Here is a 13342-nt window from a genome sequence, read left to right as displayed (position 1 = left end):
TCCTTTCTACACGCCCAAATAGCGGTTTCTATATCGAATTCTTACTTCCTGAGGCACCAGATCGGCGTCGTCACATTTAAACTCGATGTCATTGTCCCCGACCTCCAGCTCAAAGAACTTATTCTGAATATCAATGTAGTCAAAAGCATTCTCCCGCTGGCCGTTTTCCCGCACGATTTCAACGCTTTTCTTGCCAAAGTCGGTGTTGACATACAGCACGTCATAGGGCCCCAAGGAACGGTTGATCTTCATGAACTTTCCAATGGTGTGGTTGATCACCTGCGGGTTCAGGGCGGGGCCGGGAAAAATGATCTGCACCGGCGTTGCCAGATGCCCACTGTTATGGACCATCATACGTTGTGGTCCCCGCTCCCTAAACTTAAAGGGCAGGCTGAACTTCCAATGCCACCCGTTAATCCAGGTCTCAATGACGGTTTCATCCTCATAGATCTCCTTAAAGGTTGGCTCTGGGCAGATCAGCTCCACCAGCATTTTGAGCGGCTCGTTCAGGTTGGTCTGGTTGTCTTTCACGCTCACCACTTCGTATTCGATATACCGCCTCCGGCCACAGTAGTCAACCTCCAGGCTGCCAGTCCGCTTCGGGTTAAAAAACCCGATTAAAAAATCCCGCTTGTCCGGAGCGTTCCGGGCATCGGGATATTCAAAGGTAACGGAGATGGGGCGCTTTTCAATCCGGCGGTCAAGCACGGTATCCCCGTCATACTGGTTGTTGTTCTCAGTCTCCACGGTGTACTCGCTGCCCTCGATGCCGGTGGGCTTTTCAAGGAGCCGATAGGTCAGCCCCTTGCCCATCTCCACGGTCCCGCTGCCGCTTTTGAATTGCAGCTTGATTAAATTCTTATCCAAAGGCTAACTCCCTTTCCAGGCGTTCCAGGGCATAGGTGACTTCAGACGGGGATTCAACCCTTTCCGCGAAGGTCACGTCCTGGCTGACGCTCTTGTCAATGTTGTTGGTCACGTAGTTGATAGTGGTCTGGTTATTGCCGGCGTTGACACCCGGGTAGTTCTTTGCCAGGGCGATCTCATGCTTCACGGCTGAGGTTAACAGTCCGCTCCAGAAGCTGCCGCCGCTGTTGGCATAGGGGTTGTCTTTCTTCCGCACCACGGCCTCACCTTCATGGACCATAGCCAGCATATCTTTTGGAATGTACCGGCTGCCGACTGCGAAACCCGGAAACAGTTTTAACGGGTCAATCTGCTCGCCGCCCATGATGACGGAGAAGTGCAGGTGAGGCCCGGTGGAGTTCCCGGTGCTGCCGACCAGGCCAATGACCTGGCCCTGGGCCACACTGGCGCCTTCGGAGGTTCCGATGACAGACATATGGCCATAAAGGGTTTTAAGCCCGCCGCCATGGTCGATGATGACGCAGTTTCCATAGCCGCCGTTGGGGCCTGCCAGCTCGACTTTACCTGGAAGAGCCGCGTAGATAGGCTCACCCATGCCAGCACCGATGTCAATGCCCTGGTGATAGCTGCTGCCCACACCGCCGGTGTCATCACGGTACCCGAAATGGGAGGTGATGGTCTTGCTATCGGTTGGGAATAGGATGCCGCCGGAGCCAAACAAGGCGCCGGACAGGTTGCCGAGCTTAATCCCCAGCCTTTCAAAGAGTTTCGTGGCCCCATCGCCCATGAGCTGGATAGTTTTCAGGATGTCGAAATTTCCGCTTTCAAAAGCGGCTTTCATATCCGCGACCATCTTATCCACGAAGCGCATGAGCTCGTCACCCTGTAAACCGTTGATCAGCCCTTCAATGAGGTAGGCCCCCATCTCGAACATGACCTTGGACGGCGAGTTGATCCCAAAGCCTTCCTTGAACTTGGCCACCACAGACTGTACCAGGCTGCTGGCCGCGTTGTTGGCGTCTTCCTGCCTGGAGTTTATGCCGGAGACCAGGTTGTCAATGGCAGTTGCCCCGATACTGTAAAGCTGTCCGGGTAGGCCGCTTAAAATTGAAACAGCGGTATCTTTCAGCGCGTTAAACTTGTTTGCGGACACGCTGCACATCCGGTCTAAAACCGCAGTGATCTGCGACAACATGCGCTGCCACTGCTGGCCGGTCAGGTTGGCGAAGGTGGTGGTCAGGTTGTTGACCTGGCTGTAGGCAGTATTAAATTTCGCCTTGGTGCCTTGCTGCAGCTGATCCACAAGGGTGTGAACATTCGTCTTAATTAAAGTCCACTGGTTGGAAAGCTGCTTGCCTTCCGCGGCGGTCTCTTCCACAGGGACGGGCGCCACGTTCGTCATCGTGGTTTTGACGTCCACGTTGGCGTCGGTGCTCAGACCGGACACGCCAGCTGCGATGGCGCTCTTTAAACTGGGCAGTTCGCTTTCAAAGCCCTCACCGATGCCCCGGACGATGTTGACGCCGATCACATCCCGGAAAAGCGTTGATGGTGAGTGGATGCCAAGGGCAGCCTTTACACCGTCAATCAGGCCGTTTGAAAATCCAGCGATCTTATCTTTTATCCAGTTCACCGCTCCGTTGATGCCGTTCCAGATCCCCTCGACAATGTTTCGGCCGATTTCTTGGACTTTCTGGGGCAGCGAGGTGATGGTCTCGATCACGCCGTTGACCAGGTTAAGGGCGGCCTCTTTGGCAGAATTGTACAGGTTCGAGCCCCAGGATACAACATTGGAGATCGTCTGCTCCAGCCAGGTCATCACCCGTCCGGGCAGCTCCTTAAACCACTCGATGACCGCGTTAATCGCGTCAATGGCCGCCTGGCGCATCTGAAGCTTCATGTTGATGCCCCAGGTGAGGGCTCGCCTTAAGGCATTGACCAGCCACTCATTGATCCGGCCAGGCAGTTCGGAGAACCACTGGCCCACGCTGGCGATCCACTGCGGCACGGTCTGGGTAAAAAAGTTCCAGACGTTCACGCCCCACTGGACCAGTGTTCCGAGCGCGTAACCCAGAGCGTACCCGATCAGGTAAGGCAGTTGGTTGAACCACTCGCCGACGCTGGCAATCCAAGCTGGAATGGTCTCGGTAAAGAAGGCGACAATGCTGTTCCAGCCGTTCTGAAAGGCGTTTTTGATATTCTCCCAGAGGTTGTTAACCCACTCCCGGAAACCTTCGTTGTTGTCATAGAGCAGCTTCAAAGCCCCGGCGATCGGATTGACGATAAATAGCCCAATCCCCGCCCAATTGCTCTTAAACCACTCAATGAGGCTGTTAAAGGCGTTGGGGATCGTCTCGGTAAAGAAGGAAACAATCCCATTCCAGATATTAATGACGCCGTTCCGGAAGTCTTCGTTGGTGTTCCAGAGGTAGATGATTCCAGCCACCAGAGCAGCTACCGCCGCTATTACAAGCGGAATCGGGCCTAGGCCTAAGGCAGACAAAGCGGATTTCATAAGGCCCATGCTTTCGCGAGCTTTGTCGAACCTCCCAATGAATTTACCGATTGAATCAACCAGACCACCCGCAATGACAGCCGCTTTGAAAGCGATAAATGCTGATGTGAGACTTGAAAGCACTGCACCGATTGCGTTTCCGTTGTCAACAAGCCAAGAAAGCCCTTCAATTAACTTAGGGATAATATTTTCAGCGGCACTTTTAAGCCCAGATTCAAAGGCATCTCCAACGCCAGCAATGGCCTCTTTTAAAGTTGGCAGATCTGCGGCTGCGAGGCTTTCATCAATAGCTTTTATAACCGACTCAATCCCACGAGCTACCGCGGCGCGCATGTTATCAAAAACCGCGCCCCAGCTCATTCCCGCTTCTTTGGCGGCACCTGCAATGCTTAAAACACCGTTGGTGCCCTCTTCCATGGCTTTGGAAACCGTATCGATAAAATCCGAAGCACTGATCTTACCGTTAGACAAAGCGTCCTGGACTTCCGCGGAGGATTGCCCGGTTGCCTGAGCATACATGCCAACCGCGTCAATCCCAGCGTCAAACAATCGGTCAAGCTGATCCATCTCAACTTTGCCCTTGGTCCGCATCTTCGCCAAAGCGTCGGAAACGTTCGCGAACTGCTCCGAGCTGCCGTCGCCGTAAAAAGCCACGGCATCGCCCCAGATACGCACCTGCTCAGTCGCCTGGTGAATATCCAGGCCACGTGTCACAAAGTCCTGGGTCGCTTTGGCAGCCACATCCAGGCCGTAGGCTGTGCCTTTGGTAATGCCTTTGAGTTCCTCCAGTGCCTTTCCGGCAGCTTCGGAGTTTCCCGTGATAGCGGTCATGGTCCGGTTGAACTGGTCCATGGTATCCATGCGGGAAAAGGCTTTGTCAATCGAGCCCCGAATTAAGCCGATTGCTGCGGATGCGACAGTCACCAGGCCGATTGCGCTGGCAATCTTTTTGATACCTTCGACGGCGCCTTTGGCACTGCTCGTAACTCCTTGAAATGATTTTTCAGCCGTATTTTTAAATTTAAATAGGTCTTTCTCTGCCCCTTTCGAGTCGACCCCGGTTTCAATTATAATTTTGCCATCGGCCAATGTCTTCACCACCTTTGTATTGCTGTGATTCCGTCATCGGCACATAATGGCACTACCTGACTTGTTTTCCGTTTATGATTTTTATTTCAAATGTTTTCTTACATTTTCGCCCTTTGCAGGCAATAAAAAGACCCCTGCACCCCGACTGCTCGTCGTAGGTGAGAGGCATGCTATACCCGCAGTGTGGGCATTTTACTTTCTTTTCAATGTTTATCACCAACTTTCGGGTAATAAAAAACCACCATTAAAGGTGGCTAGATGCTATAAAATAATTTCTCCATTTTCGTTTTCCGTTAGTTCATCAGTATAAGTTTCTTTAAAATATTGAACAAATTGAACCTCGTGATCCAATAAATCGCCAAGAATCCCAAAGTTAATTGTTTTTATGTCTTCTTCATTTTTTCCATAATACGAAATGACCAAGACACTTTCGCTTTTTTTGGTTTTCTTTGTTCCTGTTCCGGATATTCCGCCCACAATGGCGCCAGCGGGCCCAAACAATAAGGCACCAGCAACGCCACGCCCGACAACACTTTTTTGTTTTTCTTCGATATTTTCTTTGGTAATAATGCCCATAGAAATAATCTTGTTAAGTGCCAGACGAAATGTTTGAGCCTCTTTGTTTTTCAAAAACCCTGTTTTTTCAACAATTAATAAATCGTCTCCATCATAACTGATTCTAAAGTTATCATCAGCTTTTTTCGGGGTTAATCCGCTAATTAATTCTAAAGAAGCAATACCGTTTGTTGGTCTTTCCATTTTCCGCACCCCCATAATAATATAAACAAATTATACTATCATTCGCGGGATTGTGCAAGGAAAGCATCAATATTTCCGTCGCCCATCAAAATCTTGGTAAATTCATCCTCCTCCGCCTGATCCACTTCGTTGAGGGGCAGATCCCATATGCGATGCAGCCGTTTGATTTCATTCTTCTGCTCCTGGGACATGCCTTTCTCGGGCTTCGCGCACCGGTAACCCATGATCTTTTTCATCTGGGTGGTGTCATTTAAGGATTCAAACATGGCCTTGAACTTCCACCAGTGCAGGTGTTCGGTCGCGTACAGGTCAATGCCGTACTGCTCCAGAAAAGAGGCATAGATATACTTAAAATCCCGCTCATAAGAATAGATGGGACGTTCCGGTTTTGTCGGTTCCTCCTGGGCCTTTTCAATGCTAAAATCTGGATCACAGCGGTAAAAAGCCAGTATAGCCTCCAAGGCGGCCTCCACATCCCTGGGGATTCCGCCGAAATATAAGACCAGCGCTTTTTCCTGCCGCGCCTCATAAGTCAGCTTCGGATCCATCATGCAGGTCTCAAATTCAATGGAGGTGCGGAAATCCGTATTCATGGGGTATTCCACACCGTCCAGCCAGACCGTGACGGGTAAGTCCTCAATGAAGGGGTTCATTTCTTTTTCTTCTTTTTGGCAGGCCTGGTCGTGGGCGCTTTGGCATTTTGCGGCTGGTAACGGCTCTGCTCATAGGCGTTGATCTGGCCGATGACAAAGTACAGCACATCGGTTTCCTCAATGACGTCCTGTTTCCGGCTGCCAAAGATTTTATCATGGGCGCCCTCTCCAAGGAGTTCATCCATGGAGGTTTTAAAAAAAGCGAAAACCTTATCAAGGGCTGCTTGTTCGTCAGCGTCTTTCTTGATTGCTTTCAGAGCCTTTTGGGACTCCTTGACGATCTTATCTTTCTTAGCAAATAATCCCTGGTTAAAGGGAATCTCAAAATGCTGGTCTTCTATATCAATTGGGATCGCGCTCTGGCTAAAGGTAAATTTACGCATTGCTTACTTCCTCGCTTTCATTGTTCAGGCCTGCGGGGCCACGGCTGCGGTTGCAGCGCTCAGTTTGGTACCCTCAAATTTTCCGGTACCCGTTGCTTCTGCTTTTATAAACTTGCCCTGCTGTTCGGCTGCGAGAAGCAGGGTTTTATTTGTCGCTTCTGGGATATCACTATAGCTGCCACTCACGCTGTCAGCAACCTTCCACTGGTAAGTCGTAGTCGCATCGGTCGGGTCGATATTAGCGGTTAAGGTCTGCCCCACTTTGGCCGTCCCAGCGATTGAGACGGCCTTCAGCGGGGTTTTTACTCCCCCGCAGGTGTAAAGGTCCTGGTGGTGGTGTTAAACTCGCCGTCGATCAGGTCACCCACCTGGTTCAGGTTGCCGGAGAGTACCAGGGGCTGTGCCCCTTCACCGGAAATGTCCGAAATTTCAGTGGAGCATCGGAACTTACGGGCCTTAAAGGTGTTTTCCTTGCTGGCAACGGGTTCAAAGAGTTCCACGCGCACGTAGTCCACCTCGGCATCCACGCCGGTCTTCTGATTGCGCCCAATCTCATAGAGCTTCATGAGGGCTCGTTCATCTTTGATCATGTCCGCTTCAAAAGGGAATTGCCCCTGGTAGCCCGTGGTGGTGGATGAGGTCGATTTGTCGTTGATGTAGGCCTTGGTGTCCACCTGGGCGTTGGGGCTTTCATTGAGGCTGTTAAAGCCTGTGCCCATCAGGGCGTATTCTTCGGTATCGGTTCCGATATTTAAATAATCCGCGATATTGTACCGCATGAGTTTTTCCATTACTGTTCCTCCTTACATGCCGGGCTCCTCTGGCGCCGGCTCAAAATATTTTAATACACACTGGATCTGGTAACGGGCAACGCTCGCGTCAGGGTCCACGTCAAACAGATAAGGGGTCAGGGTGGCTTCCATGCTGAGGGCGGTCCGCCCGCCGTCCAGCTTTGGCAGTTTCTTGAACATGGTCTGCTGGGTCAGCCACAGAGCGAAGTTGTCATAAAAGCCGAGATTTTCAATGTTGATGATAGCGTCCCGGCCATAGTATTCCTTGCTGGCAAAGATAAAGCCAAACTGTTTTTCCGCATCACCGTTAACATAAGTCTTAACCACCGGATCCACGGGCATGCTCTCAACTACGTAGGTTTCCGGGTCTTCCCCGAGAAAGTCCACGCCGATCTGCTTCACGCCGGATTCAAACTCGGGTAGGTAGGGGCAGGTCTTGATAAAGTCCCGCACCACCTCGATGAAGGGTTTCATTTTGCTTTTCCTCCAATCATGCCGGCCACGGCCCTTACAATGGCGTCACCCCGGGCGGCCCATGCTCGGGTAGCCCAATGGGAGCCCCGCATGGGGGCGCCGGCATACTTTAACTTTTTATTGGTCAGCTTTTTCGGGGCTTTTGAAAAGAAGCCTTCCAGCATCCCATCCTGCATGATTGGGATGTTGGGGCCCATGACCTTACCGTAATACTGGTACCGCGCGTAAGGTCCCGGGTAGATCAGCTGCCCTTTGGATGGGACGATACGCGAGGTGTTTTTAAGGTGTCCAGTATCCTTGGGGACATAAGGGTCGGTTGCCCTTCTTATCTCGGTCAGGAGTTTCTTCTGGGCTTCACCGCCCTTTCCCAGCTTGCGCTTGGACAGAATCTTGTGGGCGCTGTCCATTTCCAGGCGGATTTTTGTCCCTTTTGCCATTATTTACACCCCAGTTCAATGTGCGCGAGTAACTCAGGTCTGAAATCCAGGTTGTCCACTATCGAAAGGATGGTGACAGCCTGATCCTTTTCCAAGGCCCGCCGCAGGGCTTTGCCTGTTTCGTTGTAGGTTTTAATCCCTCGCACCACAAAATCGGTTTTCTGCATGGTTATTGTGTCTTTGCGGCTCTTGGGGATAAAGATGGTAATCACATCCGCTGCCTGAAGGCCGTTGTCGGTGACGCCCGTCTTGCGCTCCCCCTGCCAATCCACGCCATAGATATGGTCGGTATCCGGGGGTCCTTCGTCGTTCAGATGGACGATGGTGATATCGGCGTTGGGCTCAATCATCGGTTTTCACCCGGGTAAAACCCTCGGTAGAGCAAACCTGTGTTGATCAGAAACGGGTAAGCGGCTTTGGTGCTGTCGCGCTCCAGGGTCTGCTTGTCCGCGTTTGCGTAGGTCACGGATTTTCTGCCAATGGTCGCCGAGGCAATGCCCGCCTCGCCGGACGCGTGAGCCTTTCGCGTTTCGGCCACCGCGCACATGGCGTTTTTGACCGCTTCACTGATGGGCGCCTCTGGGTCAATCCGTCCAAAGGTCAGCCTGTCGAGGTCCGCGGTCGCTTTGACCGCAAGCCCCTCGAATTCTGCTTGTTCCTTAATCTTCGTCCCATGAAAGACGTCTCGGTAATACTCAAAATCTGCGTAAATCATGTTTACGCCTCCTTCTTAACCGTTAGTGATCAGTCTCGCGATCGGAATCGCCTTCGGGTTGAACTTGCATGCCCAGTTGGCGGTGGCGGCCAGCTGCGCATCGGTCGGGGATTCCGTCCAGCTGCTGGTTGGAATCTTGAAGCTGAATCCGTTCGGATGGATGGTTTCACGAATGCGGGTCACCAGGGTTTCCTGACCGCCGTTGGTGATTTCGTCACGCACGGGCACGGCTCCCGGCTTGTCCAGTTTCCCGTTGGCATGGCGCAGCACGCCGGTTCCCAGCAGGTAGGTGGTATATTTCTTCAGTGCCTTATTGGCGCCTTCGCCGCCCACTGCCTCAACCGGTACACCATCATCAATGAGCACAGTATAGCCATTGCAGGAAGCCAGGTTGACCGGGCGCTGAATGCCGTTGGCGTCGGTCTGTTTCCAGAATTCCAGCAGCTGGAGATTTTCCAGGGTTTTGGCCACATCGGAATGCATGATGGCCAGCTGAAAAATGTTTTTGTTGTCTCCGCACGCCTGGGTTGCCAGGTCGTTGAGGTGGGTGGCGGTAATCAGGGCCGGGTCTGCGGTGGCGGACACTTCCTCTGCAGTATGCTTGTTTTTCCAATCGGCTGGGGTTGTAATGCCGAAAATAGCGGACAGTACCTTGAGGATAACGGCCTGACGGTAGCGGTTCCAAAAACGCGCCACCGATGCTGCGATATGCCCCATGGGGTCTGCGCCGGAAAGGTCAGACACAAAGTCACGGGCCATAAAGCCCTGGGTGCGGCCATAGACCACACCGGACTGGCAATCCGCAGCGGTTTCTTCGACGGGCACGTCGGTGGAGCCATCGTAGTTCGCTGGGGTACCGGATAATGGTTTGTAGAATGGGATGGTGTATAGGTTGCCCCCGCCGGCGATCTGTCCGGCAATCTGGGAATCCTCCACCATGACGCCGCTGTCAAGCAGCGCGGTCTTTACAGGATCGGGTTCTTCGGCCCATGCCTGCATAAACAGTTCTTCGTCAAAGGGGTAGTTTAAAAAAGTTCCCGCCATAATTTAATCTCCTTACTCAGCCGTTTTGAGCGCTTTATAAGCGTCTGGCTGTTCGTTTTTGAATTTTAATTTTTCCATGTACGTCATATTCTTGAATTGATCCGCGGTGATGCTCATGTCCCCAGGGTCACCCTTGGAGGGGTTCACAATCTGGGGAATGGTCTTCGGATCCCGGAAGGCGGTCGGGACGCTGTTTTTCAGCTCAGACAGCCACGTATCCGCGTCTTTAAAGGTTCCGGAGGCTTCGTCATACTCAAAGCCTTTTTCGTCGAATTCAGCCAATATACCGCGTTTTGTGTAATCATCTGTAAAGGTTGTATCACCAAAGAAAGCGGCGCGGCGTTCTTCATAGGTGCGTTTGGCTTCTTTCTCCTCCCAGGCCGCAATGTCCGTGTCATACTTCTTTTGCAGCTCAGTAAGCTTGGTTTGCAAGCCCTCGGGGTCTGCTTTTTTGAGTGCTTCAATCTCGGCGTCCTTCTTGGAAAGCTCGCCTTCCAGTGCGCTGATTTTTTCCTGCTTCGCGTCGGCCTTGGCCCGTTCTCTGCCAATGTCCGCGCTGTTTTCATCCAGAATCTGGTCAATCTGTTCTTTTTCAAGGCCCATGGCCTCAAGGGTTGCTCGTTTCATGTGTTCCTTTCAAGCACTGCGCTTTTTTCGCGAGGGTCGCGTCCTCTGTGCTCCCTTAGTTTCGCGACTTAGGGACGGTCCCGGATTTGAGTATAAAAATAAGACGTTGACGCACGTCTTTGGCGAGATGTGGGATCACCTCCGTCATTTATTCAAGTAAACTGTAAGTTTGTCTGAAAATATCAGGTTTGCAGGGGTACAATTCGTTTTGTACGCCTTTGATAATATAATCACCAACACTCACACGCAACGGGCCCTCTAATGTCCGAATCTGTAATTCCGGGCCATCAAAATGTAACGTGCCCTGCTCCAGTGCTGTCTGTGCCCACTCTGGCACGTAATAGGTACCGTCGCGGTTCATGAAATCGCCGTCATACTGAAATGCTTCAATGACAACGGGCTTTTTAACGTAACTTGCCATTATTCTCTCTCCTTCCGAAGCAATGCCGGATTATCCTTTAAAACAGACATAAGGCCGTGTGTAAGACTGACAACCTGCTCCTCTTTTAAGTCAATGCTGTACTGTTCATCAATGGCATGGATCACCTCGTGCAACAGCGTTGCCTTCTTGTGTTTCTTTCGGTAATTTTTATTGATATAAATCTCCTGCCGGTCATAAAAAACCTGGCCGTAACAGATGGTGCCGCCGTCAATTAAGGCTTCGTCTGGTGGCTGCTCTAAAATCTTATATTCTTTCCAGCCAATTTTAACTTTTTTTGGTAAACTCATTTTTCGCTGCCTTTCTCAAATGCCAGAAATGCCCGGCATGTTTCGCGGTTGGTGCATTCCAGCGAGTTTTTGTAGGTTTTACAGGGGTCGCTTGCGTATCCGCATATCTCTGTTTCAATCACAAGTGCCTGTAAGGGACAGTTTATTTTGCAAAAGTCATAGGGCATAAAATCTATTAGCATGTTCTCCTCCTAACCGTTGTTCCCGCTATCTTTTCCAGCCTTATATACATTGATCAGCAGGCGTATCGGGCTCAATGCGACCATGATCCGCCAGATTACCCAGTAGGTCGTTGGTAATTCTAATGCGTGTCCTATCATCCATAACAAAGCTAATGTCAGCATGTTCTCCTCCTTATTTGGTGCACTAAAAAACCACCTTCCGCTTTGCCGGTTGGTGGTTAGTCTAAAACTTCAATACTTTTGATTTCGTTGAGGAAAAGCTCAATCAACCCAGGGAAAGGTTTTCCGTTTTTCTCAGGGTCTCTGAGTGTAATACTGGCTTCCTCAGGCTCATTATCATAGGCGTCTGTAAACTCCGTGCAATGACCGATGAATACATCACCATGGGCAATTGTCGCTTTTATCCGCTTCCCTACGCTGTCATACAGTTCTTTTTCCTTTGGACTAAGCATTCTCGACCTCCTTTGCGGGCACAATATGTGTGCCTTTATTTGAATAGTGAATGGCGCATCGGCGCGTTTCGGTTTTTTTACCAGTTTCTGGATCAACAACCACCCCAATCACGTGATCAAGGGTTATAAACTCTTTATGCGTCCATTTCTCTTTACTGTCACGCTTTATCTCTCCCGTACCCGCGTATTGATCAACAAGCCGTTGCGCTTCCTCAAGGGAAATCGTCAGGTAACTCTTACCTTTGGTGTAGTTGTTATGACCAATCAGATGCTTACCTTGTTTCCCTTCCAGAATCATTTTGGGATAGTCTTCACGGATTTTCTTTCGCGTTTGTTCATCCCGCTGGTATGCATTCACATTGGCTTCTTCGCTACCCTTATTATACTGCTGATTGGCTTTATCTACAACCTTTTTTCTGGCCTGTGTGGCCTTCTGACCAATCTTACGGTCAAACCCATACACCTGATGCCGTTCGGGTTTCTGCCTTAAATCTGCGGCTTTGCTGAAGCTCTGATATTCCTGCCGCTGCCGTTGGAGCTTGATACTGGCAGCGGTGAAGGCTTCCTTATCTCCAGCTGCGTCATAGCCGATCAGCTCCCGTTTGGTTTTCCGGATCGCCCGCTCAATGGCGCGCTGCCGTTGGTTGGCGGCGTAATAGTCATACTCCCTGCCTTTGTAGGAAAAGGGCGGCGGGTCAATGTTGGCCAGTTCTTCGTCCGTCCAGGTGCGTTCGGAATAACCGGGCCAGAAGTTGTTATAGTCATGCCGGCAGTTCCAGCCTTTCAGGCCTGCGCCCGTTCCATAGCCGGTTGCCTTCACAAGGTTTGGATACTCTTTAGTCTCACCTTTCCGGGCATAGACCTTTCCCTGCCAGCTGGCATGGTTCGCGGGACCGCTGCCAGTGTTTCTGGCCCCGGCGTGGGCCGTGACCTCAACAAAGTTGCAGGCCATTTCCTCGCCCAGGGCGTCGGTCAGCTTGCCGGACATCTGGTTAGCGCCGGTGAGGGTTGCCCGTCGCGCAGGGACATCCAGGTGGTTACTCCAGCCGCTGGCATAGTCAACTGTTCTAAGTCCGCTATCGGCCATACGTTTCACGCTCTGCCTTATGGCGCTGTTATAATCCAGGGCCCCGCTCTGAACCTGCATCTGCACAAAGTCCATTTCTTTCTGAAAATACTGGGACAGCTCGGTAAAGACAATTTTGCCGTTGATCTTCTGCGCAAAGCCCAGGGTGCCGGTCATGTTGACCAGCTCGCCTTTTGTCTGGTCGATGGCGGATTCGATGATCAGTTCGAGTTCCGGGTGGGTTTCCAGTGTTATGGGATCAATCCCCGCCTGGCTGGCAATGCCGTTTTCTACCCTTATGGCTTCAAGCCCCCATTCCTTAAACAGGTGGTCGATTTCTTCGTTTGAGATGTTTAAAGCCTGTTGAAGGGCTTCTTTGATGGCCTGGGTGCTCAGCCCCATCTGCTCCGTTTTAATGATCTGGTACCTCGCAGTTTCGGTGATGGTGCCTGCGGTGGTGACCCGCCTTACAAAGTCCTGGATGATGAAAGCTTCCAGATCCTGGAAAAGGCCGGTCAGGTGATCGGCAATCTGGTCATATTGTTCTGGGGTCAGCATC

The 13342-nt window shown here is 51.4% G+C and carries 19 protein-coding genes; all 19 read right to left on the bottom strand.

The window, feature by feature from the left end:
* Nucleotides 1-6: 6 nt before the first annotated feature.
* Nucleotides 7-867: a phage distal tail protein gene (locus BUC22_RS08775; RefSeq protein WP_083591125.1), complete on the bottom strand. Its 861-nt coding sequence runs from the start codon at nt 865-867 to the stop codon at nt 7-9.
* Nucleotides 860-4471 carry a peptidoglycan DD-metalloendopeptidase family protein gene (locus BUC22_RS22435; RefSeq protein WP_073382783.1) on the bottom strand — a complete coding sequence of 1204 codons (3612 nt, stop codon included), beginning with the start codon at nt 4469-4471 and terminating at the stop codon, nt 860-862. Before BUC22_RS22435 ends, BUC22_RS08775 begins: the two co-directional genes overlap by 8 nt.
* Before the next feature lie 261 nt (nt 4472-4732).
* Complete coding sequence (locus BUC22_RS08765; protein ID WP_073382780.1) at nt 4733-5230, bottom strand: hypothetical protein; 498 nt, start codon at nt 5228-5230, stop codon at nt 4733-4735.
* Between the two features lie 38 nt (nt 5231-5268).
* Nucleotides 5269-5883, bottom strand: a complete 615-nt coding sequence (locus BUC22_RS08760; RefSeq protein WP_073382778.1) for a bacteriophage Gp15 family protein — start codon at nt 5881-5883, stop codon at nt 5269-5271.
* Entirely contained in the window at nt 5880-6266 is a 387-nt protein-coding gene (locus BUC22_RS08755) for a hypothetical protein (protein ID WP_073382775.1), read from the bottom strand. Before BUC22_RS08755 ends, BUC22_RS08760 begins: the two co-directional genes overlap by 4 nt.
* Before the next feature lie 24 nt (nt 6267-6290).
* Nucleotides 6291-6527, bottom strand: a complete 237-nt coding sequence (locus BUC22_RS08750; protein WP_073382773.1) for a hypothetical protein — start codon at nt 6525-6527, stop codon at nt 6291-6293.
* Between the two features lie 41 nt (nt 6528-6568).
* Nucleotides 6569-7057: a hypothetical protein gene (locus BUC22_RS08745; RefSeq protein ID WP_073382770.1), complete on the bottom strand. Its 489-nt coding sequence runs from the start codon at nt 7055-7057 to the stop codon at nt 6569-6571.
* Nucleotides 7058-7069: 12 nt separating this feature from the next.
* Nucleotides 7070-7531, bottom strand: a complete 462-nt coding sequence (locus BUC22_RS08740) for a hypothetical protein (RefSeq protein WP_013381484.1) — start codon at nt 7529-7531, stop codon at nt 7070-7072.
* Entirely contained in the window at nt 7528-7968 is a 441-nt protein-coding gene (locus tag BUC22_RS08735; RefSeq protein ID WP_070081181.1) for a minor capsid protein, read from the bottom strand. The genes BUC22_RS08740 and BUC22_RS08735 overlap by 4 nt, the downstream gene beginning before the upstream one ends.
* Nucleotides 7968-8318 (bottom strand): DUF6751 family protein, encoded by a 351-nt coding sequence (locus tag BUC22_RS08730; protein ID WP_070081180.1) that lies wholly within the window; start codon nt 8316-8318, stop codon nt 7968-7970. Before BUC22_RS08730 ends, BUC22_RS08735 begins: the two co-directional genes overlap by 1 nt.
* On the bottom strand, nt 8315-8683 hold the full coding sequence (locus BUC22_RS08725; RefSeq protein ID WP_013381488.1) for a head-tail connector protein: 369 nt from the start codon (nt 8681-8683) through the stop codon (nt 8315-8317). The genes BUC22_RS08730 and BUC22_RS08725 overlap by 4 nt, the downstream gene beginning before the upstream one ends.
* Nucleotides 8684-8698: 15 nt before the next feature.
* The gene (locus BUC22_RS08720) at nt 8699-9727 is read right to left on the bottom strand and encodes a hypothetical protein (protein ID WP_013381489.1); all 1029 of its coding nucleotides are present in this window, start codon (nt 9725-9727) and stop codon (nt 8699-8701) included.
* A gap of 12 nt (nt 9728-9739) precedes the next feature.
* Entirely contained in the window at nt 9740-10354 is a 615-nt protein-coding gene (locus tag BUC22_RS08715; protein ID WP_013381490.1) for a phage scaffolding protein, read from the bottom strand.
* Nucleotides 10355-10502: 148 nt separating this feature from the next.
* On the bottom strand, nt 10503-10775 hold the full coding sequence (locus BUC22_RS08710) for a hypothetical protein (RefSeq protein ID WP_073382768.1): 273 nt from the start codon (nt 10773-10775) through the stop codon (nt 10503-10505).
* A complete protein-coding gene (locus tag BUC22_RS08705; RefSeq protein ID WP_073382765.1) occupies nt 10775-11083 on the bottom strand; it encodes a hypothetical protein in 309 nt (102 codons plus the stop codon). The genes BUC22_RS08710 and BUC22_RS08705 overlap by 1 nt, the downstream gene beginning before the upstream one ends.
* On the bottom strand, nt 11080-11265 hold the full coding sequence (locus tag BUC22_RS08700; RefSeq protein ID WP_073382763.1) for a hypothetical protein: 186 nt from the start codon (nt 11263-11265) through the stop codon (nt 11080-11082). Before BUC22_RS08700 ends, BUC22_RS08705 begins: the two co-directional genes overlap by 4 nt.
* A 9-nt stretch (nt 11266-11274) precedes the next feature.
* Nucleotides 11275-11427 carry a hypothetical protein gene (locus tag BUC22_RS22210; RefSeq protein WP_207663159.1) on the bottom strand — a complete coding sequence of 51 codons (153 nt, stop codon included), beginning with the start codon at nt 11425-11427 and terminating at the stop codon, nt 11275-11277.
* A 56-nt stretch (nt 11428-11483) separates the two neighbouring features.
* On the bottom strand, nt 11484-11717 hold the full coding sequence (locus BUC22_RS08695; protein WP_073382760.1) for a hypothetical protein: 234 nt from the start codon (nt 11715-11717) through the stop codon (nt 11484-11486).
* Nucleotides 11710-13341 (bottom strand): phage minor capsid protein, encoded by a 1632-nt coding sequence (locus BUC22_RS08690; RefSeq protein ID WP_073382757.1) that lies wholly within the window; start codon nt 13339-13341, stop codon nt 11710-11712. Before BUC22_RS08690 ends, BUC22_RS08695 begins: the two co-directional genes overlap by 8 nt.
* Nucleotide 13342: the final 1 nt, after the last annotated feature.

Origin of the sequence: Eubacterium callanderi, from assembly GCF_900142645.1 — a bacterium.
Classification (GTDB): Bacteria; Bacillota; Clostridia; order Eubacteriales; family Eubacteriaceae; genus Eubacterium; species Eubacterium callanderi.
This window is presented reverse-complemented; position numbering and strand designations above follow the sequence as displayed.

Excerpts from the sequence above, each read along its gene's own strand:
- BUC22_RS08715 (WP_013381490.1), bottom strand. The coding sequence starts at position 10,354 with ATGAAACGAGCAACCCTTGAGGCCATGGGCCTTGAAAAAGAACAGATT.
- BUC22_RS08735 (WP_070081181.1), bottom strand. The coding sequence starts at position 7,968 with ATGGCAAAAGGGACAAAAATCCGCCTGGAAATGGACAGCGCCCACAAG.
- BUC22_RS08765 (WP_073382780.1), bottom strand. The coding sequence starts at position 5,230 with ATGGAAAGACCAACAAACGGTATTGCTTCTTTAGAATTAATTAGCGGA.
- BUC22_RS08690 (WP_073382757.1), bottom strand. The coding sequence starts at position 13,341 with ATGCTGACCCCAGAACAATATGACCAGATTGCCGATCACCTGACCGGC.
- BUC22_RS08725 (WP_013381488.1), bottom strand. The coding sequence starts at position 8,683 with ATGATTTACGCAGATTTTGAGTATTACCGAGACGTCTTTCATGGGACG.
- BUC22_RS08710 (WP_073382768.1), bottom strand. The coding sequence starts at position 10,775 with ATGGCAAGTTACGTTAAAAAGCCCGTTGTCATTGAAGCATTTCAGTAT.
- BUC22_RS08730 (WP_070081180.1), bottom strand. The coding sequence starts at position 8,318 with ATGATTGAGCCCAACGCCGATATCACCATCGTCCATCTGAACGACGAA.
- BUC22_RS08745 (WP_073382770.1), bottom strand. The coding sequence starts at position 7,057 with ATGGAAAAACTCATGCGGTACAATATCGCGGATTATTTAAATATCGGA.
- BUC22_RS22210 (WP_207663159.1), bottom strand. The coding sequence starts at position 11,427 with ATGCTGACATTAGCTTTGTTATGGATGATAGGACACGCATTAGAATTA.
- BUC22_RS08695 (WP_073382760.1), bottom strand. The coding sequence starts at position 11,717 with ATGCTTAGTCCAAAGGAAAAAGAACTGTATGACAGCGTAGGGAAGCGG.
- BUC22_RS08760 (WP_073382778.1), bottom strand. The coding sequence starts at position 5,883 with ATGAACCCCTTCATTGAGGACTTACCCGTCACGGTCTGGCTGGACGGT.
- BUC22_RS08740 (WP_013381484.1), bottom strand. The coding sequence starts at position 7,531 with ATGAAACCCTTCATCGAGGTGGTGCGGGACTTTATCAAGACCTGCCCC.
- BUC22_RS08700 (WP_073382763.1), bottom strand. The coding sequence starts at position 11,265 with ATGCTAATAGATTTTATGCCCTATGACTTTTGCAAAATAAACTGTCCC.
- BUC22_RS08705 (WP_073382765.1), bottom strand. The coding sequence starts at position 11,083 with ATGAGTTTACCAAAAAAAGTTAAAATTGGCTGGAAAGAATATAAGATT.
- BUC22_RS08720 (WP_013381489.1), bottom strand. The coding sequence starts at position 9,727 with ATGGCGGGAACTTTTTTAAACTACCCCTTTGACGAAGAACTGTTTATG.
- BUC22_RS08755 (WP_073382775.1), bottom strand. The coding sequence starts at position 6,266 with ATGCGTAAATTTACCTTTAGCCAGAGCGCGATCCCAATTGATATAGAA.